Consider the following 26,011-nt stretch of genomic DNA (forward strand, 5'->3'; position numbering starts at 1 on the left):
TGCCAAACATAGACATATTTTTAATGCAGCGCATTAAAAATAAACAAAAAGATTTTTAATAAAAGAATTTAAATTTTGCGAAGCAAATGCTATGCATTAAAAATAAACAAAAAGATTTTTAATAAAAGAATTTAAATTTTGCGAAGCAAATGCTATGCATTAAAAATAAACAAAAAGATTTTTAATAAAAGAATTTAAATTTTGCGAAGCAAATGCTATGCATTAAAAATAAACAAAAAGATTTTTAATAAAAGAATTTAAATTTTGCGAAGCAAATGCTATGCATTAAAAATAAACAAAAAGATTTTTAATAAAAGAATTTAAATTTTGCGAAGCAAATGCTATGCATTAAAAATAAACAAAAAGATTTTTAATAAAAGAATTTAAATTTTGCGAAGCAAATGCTATGCATTAAAAATAAACAAAAAGATTTTTAATAAAAGAATTTAAATTTTGCGAAGCAAATGCTATGCATTAAAAATAAACAAAAAGATTTTTAATAAAAGAATTTAAATTTTGCGAAGCAAATGCTATGCATTAAAAATAAACAAAAAGATTTTTAATAAAAGAATTTAAATTTTGCGAAGCAAATGCTATGCATTAAAAATAAACAAAAAGATTTTTAATAAAAGAATTTAAATTTTGCGAAGCAAATGCTTTTGGAGTGATAATATGGAAATAGATGTTTATGGTGCAACATTTTATGATATTTATATTTTAGGAGATGCTCCTCACAATTCAAAAATAATAGAAATACCGGGTGGATCTGGTTTTAATATAGCTTATACTTTGTATAAATTAGGTTATGAAATAAACTTTAATTCTTTTATTGGCAATGATCATAAGGGGAAATACCTTGAAGATATGATACCATTTAAATTAGAAAAAGTTGAAGAAAAAACAGCAACATTTATTTCAAGAAATGGAAATCCACTTGCCGTAGAAAGAAAAATAAATGATAGTAATTTTAAAAAAATTGAAAAAAAATCAGATGTTGCGATAATAACTACAGAGCTTTCTATTAAGGAATTAATAGAAATAGAAAAGCTAGGATATAAAAAAATCTTCTTTGATATTGGGCCACGTCCTTTTATTGCAGAAAATATTTTTAATAATGCATTTGTATTAGGCACAGAAAAAGAATGCAAATACAGAAATTGTAATTTAATAAAACTTGGAAATAGAGGTATAAAATTTAATAATGAAATATATAATTCAAATGGTAAAATTGCAAAATACAAAACAGGATTAGGAGATATATTTGACGCATTTTTTATTCATTATATTTTAAATAATTATTCCATTGAAGAAGCTATAAAAATTTCGATAGATAAAGTCGAAAAAGTTTTAGATATACCAGGTGCATATAATAAAATAAATTATTTAATTTAATTTTTATATAAACGTAATTTTTTTTGATTATAATCATACCAACCGGTCGGTTTTTTAATAATTTTTAAGGGGTGGTTATATGAAAAAATTAGGAAATTTTGTTATTCAATATTCAAAAAGCACATTAATTTTTATTATTGGAATAACAATTATTTCAATAATTCTAATTACTAAATTAGAAATCAAACCAGGATTTCTTGATTTACTCCCTTCAGATGATCCTTATGTAAAAACATATGAAGAAGCCACTAAAAGCTTTAAAAGTGTTGACAGTATAATAATAGGTATTGAGGGATCAAAAGAGAATATCATTAAATATATAGAATATATTTCAAAAAAACTTAAAAATGTTGATTATATTGATGCTATATATTATAAAAATCCAATAGATTTTATTTCAAAAAATATTTTTTTACTTTCTTCTGATGAAGAGCAAAAATTTTTAAAGAAGCTATATACTTCATCTAATCTGGTTGATTTTTTTAATGCTTTAAATATGATGTTTGAGGAATCTGATAATAGACATAAGGTAACTGAACAAGATAAAAAACGATTTGAATATATGATTGAATCTTTTAATAAGCTTTTAATAAGCATGAAAAACGAAGATATAGGAATGGTTAAAGATGAATTTTTAAATATGTTATTTGGAGAAAAATATATGCTTTCAAAAGATGGGAATTTTGGAATGATCGTAATTAGACCTACAATAAGTTCTAATGATATAAACAAAGTAGTGAAATTAGTTAATTCTATAGAAAATATTGTGAAAAAAAATGCTGGAACGTATAATGTAAAAGCTGGTTTAACTGGAACATTGGTTATTGCAAGAGATGAAATGGTTGTTTCCGATAGAGATATGGCCGTTGCTACAACAGTTTCTTTAATATTGATTTTGATTATATTTATATTAGGATTCAGAAGTTTCAGATACATGATTTTATCTGTAATTCCACTTATTTTAGGTATATTATGGGCTTTGGGATTTACAAAAATTACTATTGGGTCATTAAATATTATGACTATTATGATGGGAGCTATTCTTGCAGGATTAGGAATTGATTATTCCATACACATAATTTCTTTATATATTGAATTAAGAAACAAGAATTTTTCTAAAATAGATGCATTAAAAGGCGTTTTTGAAAAGAATGTTAGAGGAATTATAGCAGGTGCTCTTACAACAGCTATAGGTATGGGAATTTTTGCAATTAGCTCTTTCCCTGGATTTAGAGAATTTGGTATAGCTTTGTCTTCCGGAATAATATTTACGTTATTAGCTGCAATTTTTGGATTAACTGCATTATTAAAAAAGTTTGGAACTAAATATAAAGATCCTGGTAATGCATTTATTATAGACTATAATATAAAAAAATATAGAAGTATAAGTATAGCAGTATTGGTTATTTTAATATTATTATCATTTTTCAAAATCAAAAATGTTGAATTTGATAAAAATATGATGAATATTGAAGCAAAAGGATTAGAAAGCATAAAATTAAATGAAAAAATTTTAGAAGAATTTGAGTTTTCTCCAGATAATACTGTATTTATTAGCAGAAATTTAGATGAGGCAAAAGTTTTATATGATAAATTAAAAAATTTAAAAATTTTTTCTCAGATAGATAGTATATCTTTATTTTTACCAGAAACAGATTCTCAGATTGCCAGATTAAGAAATGCATATGAAGCAAAAAATACAAAAATAGTTAATAAAAAATTGGATCAAAAAAAGCTAAAAGCAGAAATTAATAAACTCAATTTTAATCTTACCAAAACTGCATTATCAATAAATTTAATGGGTTATAAGAATCTTGCTGAAAAACTAAAAGATATAGTAAAAAGTGGTGTTTTAATACAAATAGCAAACAAAAAGACAGAAAATATTTTAAAATTGCAAAATATTATTATTCCATTAATTAATGATTTAAAAAAAGGTCTTAATTCTACAGAATTAATTTCAATTGAAAAGATTCCGGAAGAAATAAAGTCTAATTATTTAGGTAAAGATGGAAAAGTTTTAACAACTGCTTATTCTAATGGAGATATGTGGAATGCTGATTATCAAAAAGAATATTTTAATCAGTTGAACAAATTAAATTTGAAAAATGTTAGTGGTACAGCACTTATCTTCTTAAGAGTAATTCAAGTTTCCGCAAGAGAAGGAAAGAAAATTTTATTATTAACGATAATCTTTATTTTTATAATATTATTATTAGATATGAAGAGCTTAAAATATGCAATTATAGCCTTATTACCGATGATTATATCTATAATTTTAGTATTAGGGGTTATGGGATGGTTTGATATTAAGTTTAATGTAGTTAATATTATAGCCCTTCCTTTGATAATAGGAATAGGTGTAGATGATGGAATACATCTTATACATAGGTATAGAAGAGAAAATGATTTAAGAACAGCTTTAAAAAGTACAGGAAAAGCTATAACTATGACTACCTTAACAACTGGTGCAGCTTTTGGATCTTTTATATTAGCTAAATATAGAGGGTTTGTAGGCTTTGGATTATTATTACTCTTGGGTGTAACTTTTAGTTATTTGATCACAGTATTTATAGTTACATCAATTTTAAGTTATATGGAGGAAGATAAATAATGAAAGTTTGCATAATATATGATACAAAAAGGAATTCAACAAAAGAATTTTCTAATTGGATTAAAAATGAATTAGAAGATAAAAATATAAAAGTTGATATATATAAAGTAGACGAATTTAATGATAATTTTAATTATGATTTATATATAATTGGAACCCCTATATATTATGAAAAACCTTTAAAAAGTATTTATAAGTTTATAGAAAATAATAAAGAAAAATTGAATAATAAAAAAGTGGCTTTATTTATAGTATGCATAGCTCAAATGTTTGGACATACAACAAAAAAATATATTGAAAAACATTATTTATACCCATTAGAAAAAAATATTGATAATTTGATTATTTCTAGTGCAGTATTTAAAGGTTGGATAAAAAAAATCAATATTGAAGAACGGAAAAAAGTAAAAGAATGGATTGATGAATTAATAAACATTTGGAGGAATGATTATGGAGGAAACTTATGAAAAAATTATAAAAGCTGCTTATGAAATATTTTCTACAGAAGGATATCAAAAAGCTAGCATAAATAAAATAAAGGATAAAGCTAATGTTTCTAAAGGAGCTATATACCACTATTTTAAAAGTAAGGAAGAATTGTATTTAAAAGTTTTGGAATATTTTATATTTGAATTTGCTAATACTTTAGAAAATATTGAATTCCCTGATTTGTATAAAATTAGAGAATTAGGTTTAATATATATTGAAGAATATAAAAAGAATAAACAAATGCAAAAGTTTTTAATAGACTTTTTTCTTCAAGCTATGTTGAACAAAAAAATAAAAAAAATAATGAATGTTTTTTTAGAAAATTCAATAGCTCTTATTGAAAATAAAATTAAAGAAATGCAAGAAAAAGGGATCGTAGATAAAAATATAAATACTAATTTATTAGCTCAAAAAATTTTTGTAACGTTAGATTCTCTCGGTATGTATATTTCAATAGATGCGAATGTTATTAAACCAGAAAAATTATGGATAGATTTTGTAGATAATTATTTAAAAGATTTTTTTAATGCAAATTAGATGTGAAAAGTGAAATTTATTTGATAATTTGAAATTTTTATTTATTTTATTGAATATATTCTTTTTGAAAAATGATATATATATATTTAAAATAGTCAGAACATTTATTTTCTGGTTACAGATTGTTGACAAACTCTACATTTAAATACAAAGTATTTTCAAAAATAATATTCACGCACATATTTTTAATACGTAGTATTAAAAATAAATACAAGGCTTTACAAAGAATATTTAAAATTTTTTCGAACCAAAATATTTATGTTAAAAGTTTTTTATTTTCGCGGAGCGAAAGTTTGGGAATTTTCAAGTATTCGCTCATATTATTTTTTTAGAAAATACTTTGTCATCAGTCTGTAGTCAGAGCATTTATTCTCTGCCTATTAGTTAATAGTTATGTTTTTGTAAAAAGTTTAAAATTTTCTTTCCGACCAATCTTTTGAATAAAATACTGCTTTTATGACCTGTTGGGATTTTTTGAACTGAAGCATTTGGTAAAAGTGAAATTAAATCATCCGTAGCTTCTTTGGGAATAATCTTATCAAATATTCCTCTAATAAAAAGTATAGGTTGATTAACAAATTTAGCAAAAGATATTGGATCATATGAATAACATGGAATGGGAGCTTTATCAAAAACATCTTCTATTCTTTGAAATTTTTTAGATACAAAATTTACAGGGTCTTTTCTAAAATGTTTTATACAAAATTCTTCCGAATTGCATCCATATGCATTTCCTTTTGTTTTATATTCCTCTCTCACTTTATAAGTATACGGAGAATGAAAATTAATCCATCTCCAATTACCTCCTGTAATCATTAAAACACCCTTTTTAAATCTTTTATCCAATGCTAATGTCATTGTTCCTATAATACCCCCAAAAGAAATTCCGAAAAGATATAAATTATTTTCTTTGAAATCTTTAAAATTTTCAATTAAATCTATTGTCCTTCTAACATCTTTTACTGCATTATGAAATTCTATTACGCATTTATCAGGATCTGCTGAATAGAAAGGGTCCCCACCATTCATTCCTTTCGGTGTTCGCTTAAGATGATATGGTAAAATTACTACAGATGTTCTGTAACCTTGTGTTTTGAAGAATCTCGCATACCATTCTAAGTATGGAATATTATTATTGCCTATACCGTGTAAAAAAATTATGTCTCCAAGAATTTTGTTAGATTCAAATAAATGTACGTAAACATTTTTATTTTCTTCATAATGCGTAGCATAATTAACAGGGAATTTAAGAACAATATAATCGTTTTCGTTATATTTTTCATAATTTATAGTACTTTTTTTATATTGATATAAGTACATAGAAAACCTCCTGTTTTTTTGACGGCTTTCATTGATAATTTTTAAAGGCATTCTTCGAGTCTTCGTTTCTTTTATACTTTATTGTATAGTTTAAAAATCATAAATTGTCTTACTATATTATAAATATTCTATATTATTACTATAAAAAATTTTTATGTAAATATAGTTAATTTAAAAGCAATTAATCAATGATATAATATGAGTGATAAAATTTCAAGTTTATAAAGAGGAGGAGATAAAATGCCAATTAACTATGGTGCTGATACCGGAAAAGGATTTTATAAAGAAGAAGATTTATCGATATTTTTAAAAGCTATAGAGAGTTCAATAATAAAAGCTCCTGTAAAAAATAACAATAGGATTTTATTAAGTGATTTATGGGTGATTTCATCACTACCTAAAGACTTAATTATTGAGGTCTTAAAAAAATATTCAGAAGATTTAACAGTTCCAGAGGATATTAATGAAATATATGATGATGGAAATAATGAAATAATATGGATAAAAAATAAATCAATATAAAGAAAAAATAAAAAATAACCACTTAATCGAATATAATTTTATTTAAATACATATAATTCAAAATAATCGGACTTGAATAATTTTCCAAGAAAGGGTATCATATCAATGGAAATTAGCACTCGGATATATTGACTGCTAAAAATTAAAAATTAAACAAGGAGGGTGATATGAATGAAAGTAAAACCATTAGGTAACAGATTACTAATAAAACCTGTTATTGAAGAGAAAAAAACAGAAGGTGGTATTGTTTTACCAGATACAGCAAAAGAAAAACCTATGAGAGCTGAAGTTGTTGCTATTGGAAATATAGATGATGATGTAGAAATAAACGTAGGTGATCATGTAATTTTTGCAAAATATTCTGGAACAGAAATTAAAGTTGATGATGAAGATTATATTTTAATTGACGTAGACGATATTTTAGCAAAATACGAAGACTAAGGAGGTGTTGTGAAATGGCTAAAATGATGATGTTTTCAGAAGAAGCAAGAAGAGCTTTAGAAAGAGGCGTAGATAAAGTAGCGAATGCTGTTAAAATAACTTTAGGACCAAAAGGTAGAAATGTAGTTTTAGAAAAAAGCTGGGGTTCTCCAACAATAACAAATGATGGGGTATCAATTGCAAAAGAAATTGAATTAAAAGATAAATTTGAAAATTTAGGTGCTCAATTAGTTAAAGAAGTAGCTTCAAAAACAAATGATGTTGCTGGTGATGGTACAACAACAGCTACAGTTTTAGCACAAGCAATGATTAGAGAAGGTTTAAAAAATGTAGCAGCTGGTGCTAATCCAATGTTAATGAAAAATGGAATTCAAAAAGCTGCAGAAAAAGCTGTTGAAGAAGTTAAAAAAATGAGCAAAAAATTATCAAGTAAAGAAGATATTGCTCATGTTGCTTCAATTTCAGCAAATAATGAACAAATAGGTAAATTAATTGCTGATGCTATGGACAAAGTTGGTGAAGATGGAGTTATTACAGTAGAAGATTCAAAAACAATGGAAACATTTGTAGACTTTACAGAAGGTATGCAATTTGATAGAGGGTATATTTCACCATACTTTGTAACAGATACAGAAAAAATGGAAGCAATAATGAAAGAACCATATATCTTAATTACAGATAAAAAGATTTCAACTGTAAAACCGTTAATTCCTGTTTTAGAAAAAGTTGCACAAGCAGGTAAACCATTAGTAATTATTGCAGAAGATGTTGAAGGTGAAGCATTATCAACATTAGTATTAAATAAATTAAGAGGAACATTAGAATCAGTTGCAGTAAAAGCTCCAGGTTTCGGTGACAGAAGAAAAGCAATGTTACAAGATATTGCTATTTTAACAGGTGGCGTTGTAATTAGTGAAGAAGTAGGATTAACATTAGAAAATATCACGTTAAATGACCTTGGTAGAGCTGATATGGTTAAAGTAAGAAAAGATGATACAATTATCGTAGGCGGAAAAGGTGACGAAGAAAACATTAAAGAAAGAATTAAACAAATAAAAGCACAAATTGAAAATACAACATCAGAATATGAAAAAGAAACATTGCAAGAAAGATTAGCAAAAATGGCTGGTGGTGTAGCAGTAATCAAAGTTGGTGCAGCAACTGAAACGGAACTAAAAGAAAAGAAACACAGAATCGAAGATGCTTTATCAGCAACAAGAGCAGCAGTTGAAGAAGGTATTGTTCCTGGTGGTGGAGTAACATTATTAAGAGCTAAAAAAGCAATAGAATCATTATTAGATGAATTAGAAGGTGACGAATTAGTAGGTGCAAAAGTTGTATTTAATGCATTAGAAGCTCCAATCAGACAAATTGCTTTAAACGCTGGAGTAGATGGTGCAATTATCATTGATAGAATATTAGCAAAAGATGAACCATCATATGGATATGATGCTTTAAATGATGAATTTGTAGATATGTTTGAAAAAGGAATTATAGATCCAGCTAAAGTTACAAGAAGTGCAATTCAAAATGCATCATCAATAGCTTCAATGCTATTAACAACAGAAGTACTAGTAGTTGATGAACCAAAAGAAGAAAAAACACCAGAAATGCCAGAAATGCCAGCATATTAATTTATGTAAATAATGCCGCCTCGCAAGAGGCGGTTTTTTATATTATGAAAAATTTTTCATAATGTAAAGTGATTTTTTAATTTATTCAGACATAATCGTTAAAATTTGAGATTTATGGTATAATATAACTGATAATAGGTAATAGACAATATTTCAATAATAAATATAAAGCGAGGGGAAAGAAATGGCTAAAAAAATAAGAGGATTAGGTGGTAGAAGTTTGAAATCTTCTGGTGGAAAAAAGAATGATATTATGAAATTAATGCAAGAAGCACAAAAAACTCAAGAATTGATGGAACAAGAAATGAAAGCTTTTGAAAATGAACTTGCTTTAAAAGAGTTTGAAGCAACGAGTGGTGGTGGAGTTGTAAAAGTTGTTGTTACTGGTGATTTAAGAGTAAAAGATATTATTATTTCTGATGAATTAGCTGATGAAGAATTTGAAATAGTAAAAGATATGATAATAGCTGCAACTAACGAAGCAATTGAAAAAGCAAAACAGTTTAAGGAAGAAGAAACAGAAAAAATATCTCAAAAATATTTAGGTGGGCTAAATTTAGGTATGTAATTAACAATATTTAAATATAATCAACTATAAAACTTTAAAAATGCAAAATATAACCTTTAAATATGAGGTATATAATACAATTAGAGAAAAATATAACAATTTATCATAAATCAGGAGGTGTTATTAAATGGGTATTAAGATTGCTATTAATGGTTTTGGGAGAATTGGGAGAGTAGTATTTAGAGAAATGATGAAAAGAGGAAATTTCGATGTTGTAGCTATAAATGATTTAACAGATCCAAAAACTTTAGCTCATTTATTAAAATATGATAGTGTTCATGGAAAATTTGATGGAACTGTAGAAGTTGTTGACGGTGGATTTATTGTTAATGGTAAAGAAATAAAAGTATTTGCAGAAAGAGATCCAAGAAACTTACCTTGGGGAGATTTAGGTGTTGATATTGTTATAGAATCAACAGGAGTTTTCAGAAACAAAGAAAAAGCTATGCCACACATTGAAGCCGGAGCAAAAAAAGTAATTATAACAGCTCCAGCAAAGGGAGATGTAGATTTAACAGTTGTTTTAGGAGTTAATGATGAATTATTGACAAAAGAACATGTGGTAGTTTCAAATGCATCATGTACAACAAATTCAATTGCTCCTGTAATTAAAGTATTAAACGATAAATTTGGTGTGAAGACAGGATTATTAACTACTGTTCATTCATTTACAAATGATCAAAGAGTTTTAGATTTACCTCATTCAGACTTAAGAAGAGCAAGAGCTGCTGCAGTTAATATTATTCCTACAACAACAGGTGCTGCAAAAGCTGTAGGAGTTGTTATTCCAGAATTACAAGGAAAATTAGATGGTATTGCTATGAGAGTTCCAACACCAGATGGATCAATTACAGACTTAACAGTTGTTGTTGAAAAAGCTACAACTGCTGAAGAAGTAAATGCTGTAATGAAAGAAGCATCAGAAACTTACTTAAAAGGTATTTTAGGTTATAATGAAGAAATGATTGTTTCTTCAGATATAATTGGAACAACTTTCTCAGGTATTTTTGATGCAACATTGACTAAAGTAATGGATGGAACATTAGTAAAAGTTGCTTCATGGTACGATAATGAATATGGTTATTCCTCAAGAGTTGTAGATTTAGCAGAAAGAATGTCTGAATTACTTTAATAATAAAAGATATAATAAGGGGACTTATAAGTCCCCTTTTTTGAAAGAAATGATAAGGGGGTATGAAAATGGATAAAATGACTATTAAAGATGTAGAATTAAAAGGTAAAAAGGTTATAATGAGAGTAGATTTTAATGTTCCAATGAAAGATGGAGTTATTACAAATGATAAAAGAATAAAAGCAGCATTACCTACAATAAAACATGCATTAAAAGAAGGGGCAAAAGTTATATTATTATCTCACTTAGGAAGACCTAAAGGAGAACCTAAACCAGAATTCTCATTAAAACCAGTGGCAGAAAGATTAGGGGAACTATTGGGTCAAGAAGTGAAATTTGTTCCTGAAGTTATTGGAGAAAATGTTAAAAAAGCTGTCGAAGAGTTAAATGAAGGTGAAGTATTATTATTGGAAAATACACGATATGTGAAGGGTGAAACAAAAAATGATCCAGAATTAGCAAAGCAATGGGCAGATTTAGCTGATATCCATGTAAATGATGCATTTGGTACTGCACATAGAGCTCACGCTTCAAATGTTGGAATTGCACAATTTATCCCAAGCGTAGCAGGTTTTTTAATGGAAAAAGAAATTAAATTTTTATCAAAAGCAACAGCAAATCCAGAAAAACCATATGTAGTAATTTTAGGTGGAGCAAAAGTTTCTGATAAAATAGGTGTTATTAATAATTTATTAGAAAAAGCAGATAAGATTTTAATAGGTGGAGCTATGATGTTTACTTTCTTAAAGGCTTTAGGAAAGGAAATAGGCTCTTCAAGATTTGAAGAAGACAAGGTAGAGTTAGCTAAAGAATTACTAGAAAAAGCTAATGAAAAAGGTGTCGAAATTGTTTTACCAGTTGATGCAATAGTAGCTCAGAAATTAGAAGCTGGTGTTGAGAAAAAAGTAGTAAAAATTGATGATGGTATAGAAGATGGATGGATGGGATTAGATATTGGTCCTGAAAGTATTGAATTATTTAAATCAAAATTAAATGGTGCAAAAACTGTAGTATGGAATGGACCTATGGGTGTTTTTGAAATAGAAGATTTTGCAACAGGAACAAAAGAGGTTGCAATGATGGTTGCAGATATCACAGAAGAAGGCGCAACAACAATAATAGGTGGTGGCGATAGTGCAGCTGCTATAGAACTTTTTGGACTTGAAAGAAAAGTTTCTCATGTTTCAACAGGAGGAGGAGCTTCCTTAGAATTCTTAGAAGGTAAAGAATTACCTGGTATTGCAAGTATTGCATCCAAAAAAAAAATAAATAAAAGGAAATATATTTTAGCTGGCAATTGGAAAATGAATAAAACAAATATAGAAGCTGCTGAATTTATTTCAAAATTAACAGCTAATATTGGAAAAGAGAAAAAATTTGAAGTAATTATTGCTCCAACATTTTTAGCTTTGGAGAAGGCTGTAGACTTAACCGCAAGTACAAATATAGCCGTTGCTGCACAAAATATGCATTTTGAAGATAAAGGAGCATTTACAGGTGAAGTTTCTGCAGAAATGTTAAAATCAATAGGTGTGGATTATGTAATTCTAGGCCATTCTGAAAGAAGAAATATTTTTGGAGAAACTGATGAAGTTATTAATAAGAAAATAAAAAAAGCATTAGAAAAAGATTTAACTCCTATTTTCTGTATAGGTGAAAAGTTAGAAGAAAGAGAAAAAGATTTAACATTTAATGTTATAGAAAAACAAATAAAAGAAGGTTTTTACGGTTTAAATAAAGATGAAGCTAAAAAAATAATAATTGCGTATGAACCAGTATGGGCAATAGGTACAGGAAAAGTAGCTACACCAGAACAGGCAGAAGAAGTTCATGCATATATAAGAAAATTATTGTCAGAAATTTATGATGAAGATACTGCTGATTCAATTACTATTTTATATGGCGGTAGTGTAAAACCAAATAATTATTTTGGATTATTTACAAAACCAAATATTGATGGTGGATTAGTTGGTGGAGCATCATTAAAAGAATCCTTTATTGAATTAGCAGATATTATGAGAACAATAATATTATAAAATATAGCAGGGAGTTAAGATCCCTGCTATATTTCTATATTTTTTAAATCTTTCTGCATCATTAAAACATTTTTTATTACATCGTTAAGCATTGAAATTGTATTTATTAAATTCATTATATCCTCTTTAGACATGCTTAAATTTCCAATATTTTCTTCCAAAATTAATGTATTTGATTCTAATAAACCTACCAAGTTATCCAAAAATTTTTCATTTTTTTCAAGAATCATTAAAGAATCTTCAGTTACCCCTGCAACTAATTCAAATAATTCAGATATATAGTTTATTTTTTCCAATACAGTTTTTATTTCGTCTGAAAGATTCTTTATCTTATCGTTTATTTGTTTTGCACTCTCATTTGTCTCTGTTGATAATTTTTGTATTTCTTCAGCTACAACAGCAAAACCTCTACCATGTTCTTTTGCTTTTGCTGCTTCAATAGATGCGTTAATAGACAGCATATTTGTTTTTTTAGCTATTTTATTTATATTCTTCGTTATTTCTTTAACCTCATCAAAACTTTCTAAAGCTTTTGATACTAAATCAATAGATTCTGAAACGTCAGTCTTTACTTGATTTAAATTTCCACCAACATTATGCAATTTATTTATGATATTTTTATTAAGTTCAGAAACTTCATTTTTTTCTATTCTACTATTTTTTGACATATCTTCTATAGAATGAGCAATATTTGTGGTATTTTCAATTGTTTCAATTATTTTATATCCTACTTCATTCGTTATTTTATTAGCTTTTTCAAATCTTTCTCCTAAAACTTCATCCAAGTTTTCTATAAATGAGGTTAAAATATTTTCATGGTATATACTTTGCGAAATTTTTTCAATTGTATTCTTTAAATTGTTTGTATTTTTATCACTCATTTTATCACTTCCTAATAAATTTTATCGATAATATCTACTCCACATTTTAAATCTTTGAACCAATTTAGAAATTTCAAATATTCATTTTTTTTGAATAATAATCCATGTTGGGGAGCCATTATTTCAACATCAAATCTTGAAATTCTTTCTACCCACTTTTTGGCAGCAGTATTTGAGGCCATATACCTCTTATGAAATCCCTCCATATGTTGTTTGTATTCATCAAAATTTTCTACAAAAATTTTTTCTTCTGAAGGTTGAATAACTCCAACTCCAATATCTCCAGAGAATAAAATTTTTGATATTGGATCATATAATGAAAAATTACCAAGAGAATGTAAAAAATGTGCAGGTATAGTTTTTAAAGATTCACCATCTGAAAACTTAATTTCTCCCCCTTTATCATCAATTGGTACAAGTATAGATGGATCAAATACACCAAAATGAGGTAAAAATCTTTCCCATAGTCCAGAAATATAAATTTTTGCATTTTCTAAGGTTGAGCTCCATAAAGCCACACCTGAAGAAACATCAGGATCCTGGTGAGTATAAAATATTGCTTTTATATTCTTTGTATCAATGTGTTCTGAAACATTTGCTAGTACTCTTGGAAAAACATGAACTCCACCGGGATCTAATAACACTCCTTCATTGTTGTGAATAACTAAAAATTGATTTGTAAAAATCCCCTCTAGATTGTTCTTTTCAACACCAAGATAAATAAATTTGTGATTATCATTTTCAAATAAAACTATTGAATTGGACATACTAACCCTCCCTATTATAATAAATTTTTTCTATAATATCCTCTCCACACTCAAGTTTTTTAAACCAGTTCAAAAATTCAATAAATTCTTTTTTTCTAAATAGCAATCCATGTTGCGGAGCCATTATTTCGACATCAAAATTTTCAACTTTTGAAATCCACATATTAATAATTTTATTAGACACCATATATCTTTTATGAAACCATTCCATCTCTTTTTTATATTCATTAAAATCTTCCACAAATAATTTTTTTAGAGATGGTTGAATGACACCGACTCCAATATCTCCAGAAAATAATACTTTTGATGTAGGATCATATAGTGTAAAATTCCCTGAAGAATGTAAAAAATGAGCAGGTATAAACTGTAATTCCGCACCATCTTCAAAATAATATTTTCCACCGTAATCTTCTATTAAAGATACCTTATATTTGCTATATACACCATAATGAGGCATAAATCTATCCCATAACTTAGAAAAAAAATATTTAGCGTTTGGTAAATGTATATCCCATAAACTTAAACCTGCAGCAACATCTGGATCTTGGTGGGAGAAAAAAACACCTTTTATATTTCTCAAATCTATGTATTTTGATACATTTGAAAAAACCCGGGAGAAAACATGGGCTCCTCCTGGGTCTATTAAAAATCCTTCATTTTTATGAATTATTAAATATTGATTTGTAAATATTCCTTCAATATTCAATCTTTCTAATCCTAAATGAATAAACTTATGATCATCATTTTTAAACAAAAGAAAAGAAGAATTCATATATTCATCCCCCTACTAGTTATTAAACTCCCCAAAAGTCATCCAGAATATTTTTTTTACAAATATTGGATTTTCTGGATTTTGTATATTAAATATCATCATACCATTTTTCCCATCGGCAACATAAAGATAATCGTCTTTTACATATAAATCTTTTGTATTACCAGGAGTATTTATATGGGATAAAATCTTCCCATTTTTTAAATCAATTATAGCAAATCCATTTTCACCTAAAGCAGCAAAACCTAAATTATTGAAAATATGTAATTTCAAAACACCTTCATTATTTATTTTTATAATCTTTTCAACAAATGGATTTTCTCTATCTTTTATATTAATAACGTATATACCTGGATTTCCAACAGGAATCGTTTTATTTTTCAATACAGTGTATTTCCAATCAACTGAAACATATGCATAATCTCCATTTATCTCAATATCTTTTGCAAATCCATTGATTCTAAACTTAGGAAGTAAATGTTTTATGTTTGAATTTGTGATTTTGAAAGTTTCAAAACCAACATCATCAGTTACGATGAATACATAATTTCCTTTTTTAGCAATATCCATAGTTCTTCCAGACACTCTATTTATTGACATAATTTTGGGTTTTGATTTATTGGAAATATCCAGAATAACAAGATCTTTGTACCCATCAGCAATATATGCTTTATTACCTTCTATTATAAAATTATTAGTATATCCTAAAATAACATTGTTGTTTTCTTTTACATCAACATAATTTGATAAAACTTCTGGATTTTTAATATTCGATATATTAAAAATCGTAAATCCATTTTGTCTATCAGCAATATATGCAGCATCATCGATAGCATAAACACTAACAGCATCATTTAATGTTTTTTCTAATTTTTTAGGTAATAATTTTAAATTTAAAGTTTTTTTGGATGAAACTTCTAACGGATTTTCAGGATTACTAATATCAAAAATTATTAATCCATCTTTTTTATCAGCAGCATATAAATAATTACCTTTTATATATAATCCCTGTAAATCTGTATGATAATTAAAGATTTTTATTAATTCAGGTTTTTTAGCATTTGAGACATTGAATATTTCCAATCCACCCCAATTATCTGTAACAAGCAGATAATTTTTATTTATTAATTTTAAATCAATAGGAGTATTAAGTGTATAATGTTTAAAAATAGGATTAATTTTTTCCTGTTTATTATCAGCAGGTCTATTTATATCTTTCATGTCAAATACTTCCAATCCGTACCATTTATCGGTTACATATAAATAATTTCCATTTTTTAAAATAGCATTAACTCCTCCTCCTGTATCAACAGACTTAACTAAGAAAGGAAGCAATTTAAATGAAATATCAAATATGGATATGCCTTTTGCACCATCCAGAGTATATAAATGAGTTCCATCAATATATATTTTTTGTACTTCACCACCTGTTTTTAAATGTCTCATATATTTATATGAACCATTTGATTGAGAATAAATAGCCAAACCTTTAATTCCATCAGCAACGTATAAGTAATTATCAGCAAATTCAAAATCAAAAGTTTCACCTATAGAATTAATTCTTAATTTTTTGATTACTTTATCTCCAGTTATTTCAAAAGGTATGATTTCACTATTATATACAGAAACATAAATAGTATTTCCATATTGCTTTATTTGAGTGGGATAGTTTTTAAGTTCAAACACTTGAGATTCTTGATTTTTTAAGTTGATAAAATAAACCTTGTTTGATTTTAAACCAATTACCATGAAAGTGTTATTTGTGTAAAAAGAAGTAACTTTAGAATCAAAAAACACTGGTACATCTTTTATATCTAATATATTAGGATATGAGGCTATTAACTTTGGAACTACGGGATTTTCAAAATTAACCAGACTAACACCCTCTTCATAACTATTGATAAACAAAGATTGGTTTGCTATCATTAATACGGCAAACAATAAAAATGCTACTAAGAAGTATGATTTTATTTTCATATTTAAATACTTCCCCCTTTCAAAATTTTAATTTTCTTATTTATAGTATACCAGAAAAAGACTAAAATTTGACGATGTAAGATTAAAAATGGTAAAATAAATATAAAAATAAATAAGGAGTGAAAGAATGGAGGCAAAAAGATATAGAATATATGGAAGAGTTCAAGGAGTAGGTTTTAGATGGTTTGTAAATAGAATTGCTGAATCTCTTGGATTGAATGGTTATGTAATGAATATGCCAGATGGAAGTGTTGAAATATGGGCAGAAGGGAAAGCTGAAAAACATGAAAAACTAAAAGAATATATAATTAAAGGAAATGGTTTTTCTTATGTTGAGAATATTGAAGAAGAGATTGTACCACCAGAGGGATATACATATTTCCAAATTAAATATTAAACAAAAATAATGGTTTAATTGAAAGTGGGTGTAATATATGTGGAAAGAAATATTTAAAAAAATTTATGAAAATAAAATTGAAGGATTAGGAATTTTACCCCATTATGAAGAATATTCCATATTAAATATTGCGAATTGGGTTATTGAAAATTTTGAAGGTGTTCCTTTTTATAAGCCATATCCATTGCCGTTTAAAGGAAAAAAACACGTAGTTTTATTTTTAGTTGATGCTATGAGTTATAATACATTTAAATTAGTATTAAAAGAGAAGAAAAATGAATTTAAATTTTTAGGGAGAAATCAATTTTTTCCAGCAACTTCAATATTTCCTTCTACCACAGCTAATGCAATTACAACTTTTATGACAGCAAAACCTCCTGCTGAACATGGTATTTTAGGTTATATATTATTTTTAAAAGAATTAGGAGCATTGGTGAATATGATAGAATTTTCACCACTATTTGGTGGGAAAGGGATTTTTGAACCTTATTTAGTAAATGATATATTGGAGGTTGAAACAATAAATGAAATTTTAGGGAAATATGGAGTAAAAACCTTTACACATACACATTCTGACATAGTAAGAAGTGGATTAAGCAAAATTCACAATAAAGGAAGTAATATAAAAGGATATAAATCTTTAGTTGAAATGTTTGGTATGGTTTATGATAAACTTGTTGATTTTATAAATAAAGATGAAAAATCTTTTCAATTTGCATATTATGGTTATGTTGATGGTATAGGGCATAAATACGGCGCTAAAGATTATAAATATAAAGCACAAATATATTGGTTTTTGAAAATGTTAGAAAATGAATTTTTAGAAAGAATAAATGATAAAATACTTAAAGATACAGTTATAATAATAACTGCGGATCATGGGATGTTGGAATCACCATTAACAAAAGAAATAAGATTTTCTAATGAAAATGAAATATCAAAACATCTATGGATTCCACCAGGGGGAGAAATGAGAATGATGTATTTTTATACAAAAAATAAAAAGAATTTTTATGAATTTTTTAACTCGAATTATAAAGATTATGGAAATCTTATTGATATTGAAGAAGCAGAAAAAATAAACTTATTTGGTGCAAAATTAAATCAAAAATACAGAGAAAGAGTTGGGGATTATATTATGATTTCGAAAAGTAATTATAGTTTTGTATATAAATATGGTGGATCGTTTGTTCATTTAAAAGGGAAACATGGTGGATTATCTTTTCATGAAATGATTGTACCTGTTATATTTTTTGGATAAATTATATGTCAGTATTAAGGATATTAAAGATGTAAATCCAATAAATATAAAAATATTAGTAGATAATTTTGTGTTAAGCAAAAAGGAAAATATCGAAGAACAAATACCTCCAAATGAAATCATGAAAAACATTGATTTTATTATTATATAACGCTCTTTCGGATCAAAAAAGGTTAAACTATACACTAAAACAGTGTTCCATATTATAATTTGAATGGCTATGTTCAACAATAAAAAATAAGCTATTTGTATTCCTGAAAAAGCAAAAATACTAATAAAGGAAATAAAGATTAATAATAAGTTCAAAGAAAAAATCAAAAAAAATTTGCTGAATTTATTATATAAATATATAGATATGAGATAACCAAATATTATGCTGATTGAGAATAGTATTAAATAAAAATGTACAATAACATAATCTTTAGAAAAGTGAACGAGTATGTTTTTTATATTTAAGGTTATGATATAATAATTATTTCCAATAATAAAATATATACCCATAAATAAATACAACAAAGTTTTTTTTTCTTTTGAAAATGACTTTAATTCTAAATATGAAATATCTTCAATTTCGGGTAAAAAGCTGACCATAATAATAATAAAAATTCCTACTAAGAGAATAAAAAAAGCAAAGTTCCACCCTAAAAAAGGTACGAGATAATAGGTAGAAAGTGCTGCAAGTAAAACACCAAATGCTTTTCCCCATTCTAAAGATACATTTTTTATATTCAGTTCTGATCTATAATAATAGTAATAAGCACTAAGATAACCAAAAAGACAACCGAATCCTATTCCCGAAATAAATCTAATTATAAGGAAGTAAATATACTTTTTTATAAAAAAATAAAAAAAGTTTATAATAATTGAAAATAAAAGAAAAGAATAAAATAGTTTTTTATTTTTTACTTTGTAATGTGAAATATATACCCCAAAACACATTCCAACAAAAATTGGAATATTTAATAAAGGCAAAATATTTTGTTTAAGATTAAAAGAATATTGCAGTTCTGTAGAAACAAATCCCTGGATAATTACACCATATGATATATAAACGAAAACAAGGAAAATTGCTGGAATTAAAAGATATCCTACTGATTTTATTCTTATTTTATTAGAACGATCATTCATTGTTATTCACTCCAATTTAATTAGACAATCTAAGATATATTTTGTTTTTTAGATTTACACTATAACTTATAATATCGACATAATTATATAATGTTAAGAAATAATTGTCAAATTAGATAAAAAAATCTATTGACTGGTGATATAAAATATGATATAATAATGTGCAGTTCGGGGCGTGGCGCAGATGGGAGCGCGTTTGCATGGGGCGCAAAAGGTCGCTGGTTCAAGTCCAGTCGCCCCGACCAAAGCCAACCTATTTGGTTGGCTTTTTTTATATGAATTAGGAAAGGGAATTTTATTTGTAGAATAACAAATTGAATAAAATAATATAGAGGTGATGGGTTTGAAATTAAAATTTATAATACTTGCAATATCAGCGTTTATAGTTGTAATGACAGGGGTTGTCATTTTCCCTATTATATATAAAAACGAACCGCCTTCAATACCAGATTTATATACTCCTAAAAATGGAGCTGTTGATATTCCTGTAAATACAGTTTTTACATGGGGAGCAACAGATCCGGATGGGGATAAATTAACTTATGATTTATATTTATCAACAGACAGATATAATCTCACACCTATTGCTTCAAATATAACAGAAACTTCTTTTACCAAAGTTTTAAAATATAATAAAACCTATTATTGGAAAGTAGTGGCAAAGGATAAAAAACACAAAACAGATAGTGATATATGGCTTTTTAGTACAGAAAATGCAATCCCTTTAAAACCGCATTCACCCAAACCTTCAGATGGTGAAATTAATGTTCCATTAATAACAACATTAAATTGGCAATGTGAAGACCTTGATGGGGATAAAATATTTTATGATGTTTATTTAGGTCGTTCTATAGACACTATGAAACCTATAGTAACAGGAACAGAAGCAACATCTATTGAGGTTAATTTAAAAGAGGATGCAAGATATTACTGGAAGGTAGTAGCAAAAGATGGACATGGTGGTATTAGATATGGTGAAATATGGGCTTTTCAAACAAAATCAGTAAAAGAACTTGGGAAACCATTTAATCCAATACCAACAAACGGAGCAACAAATTTGGAAACAAAAATTACTTTAGAATGGAAATATGAAGGTAAAGAAGCGTTATTTGATGTTTATCTTGGACTTGATCCGAAAGATATGACATTAATAGCTCAAAATTTGGGATATCAATTTTATGATATTTCTGTTGATTATGGAAAAGATTATTATTGGAAAGTGGTAGCAAAATCTGGTAATGAAGTAAAAGAAAGTTCTATATGGAATTTTTCTACTAAAAAGTTATTAATAAAAGAAGAAATTTCTGAACCATCAACAGAATTAACAGTTGAAAGTAGTGTTATATCTATAGAATCTACTATAACAAAAGAGATTACACCGACAATTTATATGGAGAAAACTAAAAAAATGAATAAAAAATATGTTTATACTACAGGTAGTGGAATTGGTATGTATATTATAGATGTTACAGATCCTAAAAAACCTAAAATTGTAAATCATGTATATACAGAAGGTTGGGCTGTTGGACTATATGTAAGAGATAAACACGCCTATATAGCTGATTGGATAAACGGAGTGGTTGTTGCTGATGTTAGTGATGTAAAAAAACCTAAAAAAGTAGCAAAACTTAAGACATTTGGTAAAGTATATTCTATTTTCGTAAAAAATGATATAGCCTATATTCTTGAAGGAAATTCGGGTATGGAAGTTGTAAAAATTGGCAAAGATTATTCGTTAAATACTATGAGTTACCTTGAGTTAAAGGGTTCATCTGGGAGAATATTTGTTGAAGATAATTATGCATATGTGCCAATGGGATATGATGGTTTTGTAATAGTTGATGTTTCGGATCCTAAAATACCAAAATTGTTAAGTTATTATGATGCAGAAGGATTTGCATATAATGTATTTGTAAAAGATGATATAGCTTATATTGCAGATGGTGGAAAAGGATTGAAAGTAGTAAATGTAAAAGATAAAAAACATCCTAAATTAATTTCTAAATTGAACATAAATTCTAAGTGGGGAAGAGTTTATTTGGATAATAATATAGTTTTTTATTCAAAAGGAGAAAATGGATTTTCTTTAATTGATGTATCTGACAAATCAAATCCTATATTGTTATCAACTGTTGATACAAAAGGTTTTTGCTATGGTGGATATATTAGAGATAATTATTTATATGTTGCAGATGGAGAAAATGGACTTCTTATATACGATATTTCAGATCCACAAAATCCTGTATTATTATCTAATTTAAAAAATTTATATTTACAAAACATAATTTTAGAGGTTAAATAAAATTGAACAAAATATAATAATTATAGTCTAAAGTAATGTAGCAGCCTCTTTTGTGGTATAATAAAAAAAAACCACAAAGAGGTGATTTTTCTTGAATGAAAAAAGATTAGTTGAAAAATTAAAAAGGAAGGACAAAGAGGCATTTGAGGAATTATACAATCAATATGCACCTAAAATATATGTAACATTGAAAAAATATGTTGATTTGAGTGAAATAGAAGATGCGTTGCAAGAGGTTTTTTTTAAGATTTTTAAAGGTATACATACATTTAGAGGTGATTCAAAATTATCTACATGGATATATCAAATTACTATTAATGTTGGGAAAGATTATATTCGTAAAAAAAAGAAAAATGTTGTTGAAAATATAGATCTAACAGAAAATTATACAGAAGGGATAGGAATACAACCTGAAGCAGATGTTAATGTTTCAAATGAGGTATTAGATGAAATGGAAATGGATAAAATAACCAAAATTATGGAAAAGCTATCTGAAGAAGATAGAATTTTAATAAAATTAAGGGATATAGATGGCTTAAGTTATGATGAAATTGCAGAAAAATTGAATAAGCCATTAGGAAGTGTAAAAAGTCGTTTGCATTATGCAAGAAAAAAGTTCCAAAAGTTATTAAAGGAGGAGAACCTCGCATGATTGATGAAAAAAAATATGATTTATTAAATAAAGTTTTAGATGGCGAGTATATGGAACAGATAGATAAATCATTAGAAGAAGAAGTTGAAAAATATAAAACATATATAAAAGCATATTTTCTTTCTCAAGAAAGTTATGCTATTATTAATAAGTGTAAAAAGACAATAATTTCGAAAATCATTATTGATATAGATATGGAGGAATAGCATGAGAGAAGTTTTTGTAGTTAATACTATAGATGAGAAAAGGGTTAATTTAATAAGTACGAGAAGTTCAAGTTGTGAAAGTTGCGCTTTAAGTGGTGCATGTAATCTAACCGGAAGTAATAGTGAGAGAATAATGGGAATAGAGAAAGAGCAATTTAAAAAAATTCCCGAGATTGGAGATTATGTAATAGTTGAAATTCCAGATTTTTCTGTGTCTAAAATTTCTTTTATAATTTATGGGTTTCCTCTATTATCCTTTTTAATTACCTTATTAATTGCATATTCCATTACAGGCAAAGACATGATTTCATTTTTATATGGACTTCTTGGATTAGGGATTTCCTATGGAGTCATAGCTTATTTAGATAGGACAGTATTTAAAAAGAAATACAAACCATCAGTTGTAGAAGTTTTACCTAAACAAAATAATTTGAACTTAAAATTAGGAATACAAAATTAAAATGGGCGGATTAATATCCGCTCATTATTATATCAATTTTTCTATTTCTTCATATGGTGGTTCTTTTCCAGGATCTTCTGAAATCCAGGTATATATAACGGTACCTTTTTCGTCAATTATATATACAGATCTTTTTGAAACAGTGTAATTTTCTATACCTACAAAATTTTTATGAACTCCTCCATAATTTTTTGATACTTCACCACAAAAATCAGATAAAAGATCAAATTTTAGTCTATTCTTTTCTGAAAATTCTTTATTAGAAAATGGAGTATCTACACTAATGCCTAATACTTTAACATTTAAATTATTAAATTTAGTAATCATATCTCTAAATGTGCATAATTCTTTTTGACAAACACTTGTAAATGCTCCCGGATAAAAAACTAAAACTACTTTTTTCCCCAAAAAATCCTCTAGTTTTACTTTTTCAAGTTTTGTATTTACGAGTTCGAAATTTATACTTTTATCTCCCGTTTTTAACATAATACCACCTCTTATAATTTTAAAATCATTATAATTATATCATAATTTTAATAAATTATCAAATTATTTTTTAATTATAACAAAATTAATTAGCATGAGTAATGAAGAAATAATAATTAAAGAAATTCCTATATCGAATTTATCAGCCATTAAACCCATTAAAGGAACTAATATTGCACCTAAAATAGTTTTTAATTGTGATTCAACAGATAATACAGAAGCTAATATATTGCTGTTTATATTATCAGAAATATAAGCAACACCAATAGGTCGTCTGAGATTTTCTATTAAATAAATACCAATGTATAATATTATTGAAAATAAATATAAATTATATTCATATAATATTCCACTGAGAATTCCAAATATAAATCCTAAATTCATAGTTATTATTAAAGGTGAAAATAGATTATTGAATCGTTCTGAAAAATAACCAGATTTTCTTGAAAAAAATGAAGTTGCTAAATATATTAGAAAATATGTTATCCCAATAACAATAGAGGATCTTTTTGTATTATCTAAATAAATAAAAATAGGAAGAGCTAATGCAAAATTTTTCAAAACCGGTTGTAAAAAATCTTTTATTGCAGAATAATAACCACTATATGTTGCGGTTAAAAATATGCTTTTTAAAAGGTTGATTTTTTTAAATGAAATTGCAAATTCTCTTAAAACATTAGAAAAAGATTTTTTTAAATTTTCTATATTAAATTCTTTTATTTCCCCATCTAATTCTTTTGGATAGGTTAGCATTAAAATAAGATCAAGAACGTATGGAATAATAGATGCCAGAAATATAGATTGATAACTTCCTGAATAGAATACAATGCTTGCAGCTATCAAAGAAGATATTGCCGAGCCTAATTGAGAACATGATCTGGTATTTCCATAATAATAAACTTTCATATCTTTCCAACCTTTGATTTTTAAATATTCAAGGATCATAGCTTTATGTGTACCACTTCTAAAAGCTTCACCAAAAGCATAAATAATCATTGAAAGAGAAAAAATCAAAAAATTTTTTGAAATATAAAAGATAGAAAAGGAAATAATGTAACTCGAGAAAGAAAAAACCATAGCCCTTCTTCGCCCTATAGAATCTGCAATAATACCAGTAGGTATTTCTAAAATATTAGTTGAAATTTTCATTATTGAATATAGGATACCTATTTGAAAGTAAGACAATCCTTTTTCAAGAAAAAACAAAATTAAAAATGGTTCAAAAAATCTTAAATTTTTTAAAAATCCATATGCACAAAATTTATAAAATTGAATATCTTTGTATTTTCTGTCCATTTTTACCCTCCGCATATTTAATTTGTCATACAAATTATTATATCATAAAATATTCTCTTAAAGTATTAGAATTAAATGTTAAAATTATTTTGAAGTTATATTTTTATATTTCATATATCCTTGGATTTATTTTGTAATAATAAAGCAATGAAAATTTAACTTATCTTGTATAGAATATTATTGAAATAATTTTAATTTTGTATCTATTAAATTAAGAAAGGGGGATATATTATGGTTAAAAAAGAAATGACAAGAAAATTTTTAGAAGATGCATTTTGTGGAGAATCTAAGGCTCATATGAAATACTCTATTTATGCAGAGGATGCAGAAGCACAGGGGAAAAAGAATTTAGCAAAATTATGGAGAGCAATAGCTTATGCCGAGTTTGTCCATGCAAGAAATCATTTTAAGGCATTGGGATATTTAGGTGCTGTGGATACTAATTTAGAAGATTCAGCTGCAGGAGAACACTTTGAAATTGAAGAGATGTATCCTGTTTATAAGAATGCTTCAGAATTTCAAGAAGAAAAAGAAGCCGTTAGAAGCGCTCATTTTGCATTAGAAGCAGAAAAAATTCATGAAAAAATGTATAATGATGCCAGAGAATATTTAAAATCAAATGAAGATTTAGAAGATAAAAAAATATTTATCTGTGAAGTATGTGGTTATACAACATTCGATGCTGCTCCAGAAAAATGTCCAGTTTGTGGAGCACCTAAAGAAAAATTCAAAGAATTTTGA

25 protein-coding genes and 1 tRNA gene are annotated in these 26,011 nt (G+C 26.6%); 18 read left to right on the plus strand and 8 right to left on the minus strand.

What is annotated here, in order from left to right:
* The first annotated feature begins 672 nt into the window (after positions 1 to 672).
* The 4 genes from JRV97_RS08795 (at position 673) to JRV97_RS08810 (ending at position 5,032) form a co-directional block, all read left to right on the plus strand.
* Positions 673 to 1,392, plus strand: coding sequence for a carbohydrate kinase family protein (locus tag JRV97_RS08795; protein ID WP_280998113.1), 720 nt, complete (start codon positions 673 to 675; stop codon positions 1,390 to 1,392).
* A 79-nt stretch (positions 1,393 to 1,471) separates the two neighbouring features.
* Positions 1,472 to 4,006, plus strand: a complete 2,535-nt coding sequence (locus JRV97_RS08800; protein ID WP_280998114.1) for an efflux RND transporter permease subunit — start codon at positions 1,472 to 1,474, stop codon at positions 4,004 to 4,006.
* Complete coding sequence (locus tag JRV97_RS08805) at positions 4,006 to 4,473, plus strand: flavodoxin domain-containing protein (protein WP_280998115.1); 468 nt, start codon at positions 4,006 to 4,008, stop codon at positions 4,471 to 4,473. The genes JRV97_RS08800 and JRV97_RS08805 overlap by 1 nt, the downstream gene beginning before the upstream one ends.
* Positions 4,457 to 5,032 carry a TetR/AcrR family transcriptional regulator gene (locus JRV97_RS08810; protein ID WP_280998116.1) on the plus strand — a complete coding sequence of 192 codons (576 nt, stop codon included), beginning with the start codon at positions 4,457 to 4,459 and terminating at the stop codon, positions 5,030 to 5,032. Before JRV97_RS08805 ends, JRV97_RS08810 begins: the two co-directional genes overlap by 17 nt.
* A 384-nt stretch (positions 5,033 to 5,416) precedes the next feature.
* Here JRV97_RS08810 and JRV97_RS08815 read toward each other — a convergent pair whose 3' ends face one another.
* Positions 5,417 to 6,352, minus strand: a complete 936-nt coding sequence (locus JRV97_RS08815; RefSeq protein ID WP_280998117.1) for an alpha/beta hydrolase family protein — start codon at positions 6,350 to 6,352, stop codon at positions 5,417 to 5,419.
* Positions 6,353 to 6,592: 240 nt separating this feature from the next.
* Between JRV97_RS08815 and JRV97_RS08820 the strand changes: the two genes are divergently transcribed.
* The 6 genes from JRV97_RS08820 to tpiA all read left to right on the plus strand — a co-directional run bounded on the left by JRV97_RS08820 (position 6,593) and on the right by tpiA (position 12,685).
* Positions 6,593 to 6,874, plus strand: coding sequence for a hypothetical protein (locus JRV97_RS08820; protein WP_280998119.1), 282 nt, complete (start codon positions 6,593 to 6,595; stop codon positions 6,872 to 6,874).
* A gap of 171 nt (positions 6,875 to 7,045) precedes the next feature.
* Complete coding sequence (gene groES, locus JRV97_RS08825) at positions 7,046 to 7,315, plus strand: co-chaperone GroES (RefSeq protein WP_280998121.1); 270 nt, start codon at positions 7,046 to 7,048, stop codon at positions 7,313 to 7,315.
* Positions 7,316 to 7,329: 14 nt separating this feature from the next.
* Positions 7,330 to 8,949, plus strand: a complete 1,620-nt coding sequence (gene groL, locus JRV97_RS08830) for a chaperonin GroEL (RefSeq protein ID WP_280998123.1) — start codon at positions 7,330 to 7,332, stop codon at positions 8,947 to 8,949.
* Positions 8,950 to 9,133: 184 nt separating this feature from the next.
* The gene (locus JRV97_RS08835) at positions 9,134 to 9,517 is read left to right on the plus strand and encodes a YbaB/EbfC family nucleoid-associated protein (protein ID WP_280998125.1); all 384 of its coding nucleotides are present in this window, start codon (positions 9,134 to 9,136) and stop codon (positions 9,515 to 9,517) included.
* Positions 9,518 to 9,644: 127 nt separating this feature from the next.
* Positions 9,645 to 10,649, plus strand: a complete 1,005-nt coding sequence (gap, locus tag JRV97_RS08840) for a type I glyceraldehyde-3-phosphate dehydrogenase (protein ID WP_280998127.1) — start codon at positions 9,645 to 9,647, stop codon at positions 10,647 to 10,649.
* A 68-nt stretch (positions 10,650 to 10,717) separates the two neighbouring features.
* Positions 10,718 to 12,685, plus strand: a complete 1,968-nt coding sequence (tpiA, locus tag JRV97_RS08845; protein WP_280998129.1) for a triose-phosphate isomerase — start codon at positions 10,718 to 10,720, stop codon at positions 12,683 to 12,685.
* A 26-nt stretch (positions 12,686 to 12,711) separates the two neighbouring features.
* Here the strand turns inward: tpiA and JRV97_RS08850 are convergent, their stop codons facing one another.
* Genes JRV97_RS08850 through JRV97_RS08865 form a run of 4 tightly spaced genes read right to left on the minus strand, consistent with a single transcriptional unit; the run spans position 12,712 to position 17,082 of the window.
* Positions 12,712 to 13,566, minus strand: coding sequence for a methyl-accepting chemotaxis protein (locus JRV97_RS08850; protein WP_280998131.1), 855 nt, complete (start codon positions 13,564 to 13,566; stop codon positions 12,712 to 12,714).
* An 11-nt stretch (positions 13,567 to 13,577) separates the two neighbouring features.
* A complete protein-coding gene (locus tag JRV97_RS08855) occupies positions 13,578 to 14,333 on the minus strand; it encodes an oxygen-binding di-iron domain-containing protein (RefSeq protein WP_280998133.1) in 756 nt (251 codons plus the stop codon).
* 1 nt (position 14,334) lies between these two features.
* Entirely contained in the window at positions 14,335 to 15,105 is a 771-nt protein-coding gene (locus JRV97_RS08860; RefSeq protein ID WP_280998135.1) for an oxygen-binding di-iron domain-containing protein, read from the minus strand.
* Between the two features lie 15 nt (positions 15,106 to 15,120).
* On the minus strand, positions 15,121 to 17,082 hold the full coding sequence (locus JRV97_RS08865; protein WP_280998136.1) for an LVIVD repeat-containing protein: 1,962 nt from the start codon (positions 17,080 to 17,082) through the stop codon (positions 15,121 to 15,123).
* Positions 17,083 to 17,209: 127 nt separating this feature from the next.
* Here JRV97_RS08865 and JRV97_RS08870 point away from each other — a divergent pair, with 127 nt between their 5' ends.
* On the plus strand, positions 17,210 to 17,479 hold the full coding sequence (locus tag JRV97_RS08870; protein ID WP_280998138.1) for an acylphosphatase: 270 nt from the start codon (positions 17,210 to 17,212) through the stop codon (positions 17,477 to 17,479).
* Between the two features lie 37 nt (positions 17,480 to 17,516).
* Positions 17,517 to 18,740, plus strand: a complete 1,224-nt coding sequence (locus JRV97_RS08875; protein WP_280998140.1) for an alkaline phosphatase family protein — start codon at positions 17,517 to 17,519, stop codon at positions 18,738 to 18,740.
* On the opposite strand, the gene JRV97_RS08880 is transcribed toward JRV97_RS08875, so the two are convergent.
* Complete coding sequence (locus JRV97_RS08880) at positions 18,696 to 19,868, minus strand: MFS transporter (RefSeq protein ID WP_280998142.1); 1,173 nt, start codon at positions 19,866 to 19,868, stop codon at positions 18,696 to 18,698. The two genes, JRV97_RS08875 and JRV97_RS08880, sit on opposite strands and share 45 nt — an antisense overlap.
* Positions 19,869 to 20,037: 169 nt before the next feature.
* Between JRV97_RS08880 and JRV97_RS08885 the strand changes: the two genes are divergently transcribed.
* The 5 genes from JRV97_RS08885 (at position 20,038) to JRV97_RS08905 (ending at position 23,488) form a co-directional block, all read left to right on the plus strand.
* A tRNA-Pro gene (locus JRV97_RS08885) sits at positions 20,038 to 20,113 on the plus strand.
* A gap of 98 nt (positions 20,114 to 20,211) precedes the next feature.
* Complete coding sequence (locus tag JRV97_RS08890) at positions 20,212 to 22,170, plus strand: LVIVD repeat-containing protein (protein WP_280998144.1); 1,959 nt, start codon at positions 20,212 to 20,214, stop codon at positions 22,168 to 22,170.
* A gap of 91 nt (positions 22,171 to 22,261) precedes the next feature.
* The gene (locus tag JRV97_RS08895) at positions 22,262 to 22,822 is read left to right on the plus strand and encodes an RNA polymerase sigma factor (RefSeq protein WP_280998146.1); all 561 of its coding nucleotides are present in this window, start codon (positions 22,262 to 22,264) and stop codon (positions 22,820 to 22,822) included.
* The gene (locus JRV97_RS08900; RefSeq protein ID WP_280998148.1) at positions 22,819 to 23,028 is read left to right on the plus strand and encodes a hypothetical protein; all 210 of its coding nucleotides are present in this window, start codon (positions 22,819 to 22,821) and stop codon (positions 23,026 to 23,028) included. Before JRV97_RS08895 ends, JRV97_RS08900 begins: the two co-directional genes overlap by 4 nt.
* A 1-nt stretch (position 23,029) precedes the next feature.
* Complete coding sequence (locus JRV97_RS08905; RefSeq protein ID WP_280998150.1) at positions 23,030 to 23,488, plus strand: SoxR reducing system RseC family protein; 459 nt, start codon at positions 23,030 to 23,032, stop codon at positions 23,486 to 23,488.
* A 27-nt stretch (positions 23,489 to 23,515) separates the two neighbouring features.
* Here JRV97_RS08905 and JRV97_RS08910 read toward each other — a convergent pair whose 3' ends face one another.
* The gene (locus JRV97_RS08910; protein ID WP_280998152.1) at positions 23,516 to 23,974 is read right to left on the minus strand and encodes a peroxiredoxin; all 459 of its coding nucleotides are present in this window, start codon (positions 23,972 to 23,974) and stop codon (positions 23,516 to 23,518) included.
* Between the two features lie 63 nt (positions 23,975 to 24,037).
* Positions 24,038 to 25,270, minus strand: coding sequence for an MFS transporter (locus tag JRV97_RS08915; RefSeq protein ID WP_280998154.1), 1,233 nt, complete (start codon positions 25,268 to 25,270; stop codon positions 24,038 to 24,040).
* Between the two features lie 231 nt (positions 25,271 to 25,501).
* Here JRV97_RS08915 and JRV97_RS08920 point away from each other — a divergent pair, with 231 nt between their 5' ends.
* Positions 25,502 to 26,011 (plus strand): rubrerythrin family protein, encoded by a 510-nt coding sequence (locus tag JRV97_RS08920; protein WP_280998156.1) that lies wholly within the window; start codon positions 25,502 to 25,504, stop codon positions 26,009 to 26,011.

The sequence above is a fragment of the Marinitoga aeolica genome (assembly GCF_029910535.1).
Taxonomy (GTDB): domain Bacteria; phylum Thermotogota; class Thermotogae; order Petrotogales; family Petrotogaceae; genus Marinitoga; species Marinitoga aeolica.

Coding starts and splice junctions, on each gene's coding strand:
- JRV97_RS08795 (WP_280998113.1), top strand. CDS start 673: ATGGAAATAGATGTTTATGGTGCAACATTTTATGATATTTATATTTTA.
- JRV97_RS08800 (WP_280998114.1), top strand. CDS start 1,472: ATGAAAAAATTAGGAAATTTTGTTATTCAATATTCAAAAAGCACATTA.
- JRV97_RS08805 (WP_280998115.1), top strand. CDS start 4,006: ATGAAAGTTTGCATAATATATGATACAAAAAGGAATTCAACAAAAGAA.
- JRV97_RS08810 (WP_280998116.1), top strand. CDS start 4,457: ATGGAGGAAACTTATGAAAAAATTATAAAAGCTGCTTATGAAATATTT.
- JRV97_RS08815 (WP_280998117.1), bottom strand. CDS start 6,352: ATGTACTTATATCAATATAAAAAAAGTACTATAAATTATGAAAAATAT.
- JRV97_RS08820 (WP_280998119.1), top strand. CDS start 6,593: ATGCCAATTAACTATGGTGCTGATACCGGAAAAGGATTTTATAAAGAA.
- groES (WP_280998121.1), top strand. CDS start 7,046: ATGAAAGTAAAACCATTAGGTAACAGATTACTAATAAAACCTGTTATT.
- groL (WP_280998123.1), top strand. CDS start 7,330: ATGGCTAAAATGATGATGTTTTCAGAAGAAGCAAGAAGAGCTTTAGAA.
- JRV97_RS08835 (WP_280998125.1), top strand. CDS start 9,134: ATGGCTAAAAAAATAAGAGGATTAGGTGGTAGAAGTTTGAAATCTTCT.
- gap (WP_280998127.1), top strand. CDS start 9,645: ATGGGTATTAAGATTGCTATTAATGGTTTTGGGAGAATTGGGAGAGTA.
- tpiA (WP_280998129.1), top strand. CDS start 10,718: ATGGATAAAATGACTATTAAAGATGTAGAATTAAAAGGTAAAAAGGTT.
- JRV97_RS08850 (WP_280998131.1), bottom strand. CDS start 13,566: ATGAGTGATAAAAATACAAACAATTTAAAGAATACAATTGAAAAAATT.
- JRV97_RS08855 (WP_280998133.1), bottom strand. CDS start 14,333: ATGTCCAATTCAATAGTTTTATTTGAAAATGATAATCACAAATTTATT.
- JRV97_RS08860 (WP_280998135.1), bottom strand. CDS start 15,105: ATGAATTCTTCTTTTCTTTTGTTTAAAAATGATGATCATAAGTTTATT.
- JRV97_RS08865 (WP_280998136.1), bottom strand. CDS start 17,082: ATGAAAATAAAATCATACTTCTTAGTAGCATTTTTATTGTTTGCCGTA.
- JRV97_RS08870 (WP_280998138.1), top strand. CDS start 17,210: ATGGAGGCAAAAAGATATAGAATATATGGAAGAGTTCAAGGAGTAGGT.
- JRV97_RS08875 (WP_280998140.1), top strand. CDS start 17,517: ATGTGGAAAGAAATATTTAAAAAAATTTATGAAAATAAAATTGAAGGA.
- JRV97_RS08880 (WP_280998142.1), bottom strand. CDS start 19,868: ATGAATGATCGTTCTAATAAAATAAGAATAAAATCAGTAGGATATCTT.
- JRV97_RS08900 (WP_280998148.1), top strand. CDS start 22,819: ATGATTGATGAAAAAAAATATGATTTATTAAATAAAGTTTTAGATGGC.
- JRV97_RS08905 (WP_280998150.1), top strand. CDS start 23,030: ATGAGAGAAGTTTTTGTAGTTAATACTATAGATGAGAAAAGGGTTAAT.
- JRV97_RS08910 (WP_280998152.1), bottom strand. CDS start 23,974: ATGTTAAAAACGGGAGATAAAAGTATAAATTTCGAACTCGTAAATACA.
- JRV97_RS08915 (WP_280998154.1), bottom strand. CDS start 25,270: ATGGACAGAAAATACAAAGATATTCAATTTTATAAATTTTGTGCATAT.
- JRV97_RS08920 (WP_280998156.1), top strand. CDS start 25,502: ATGGTTAAAAAAGAAATGACAAGAAAATTTTTAGAAGATGCATTTTGT.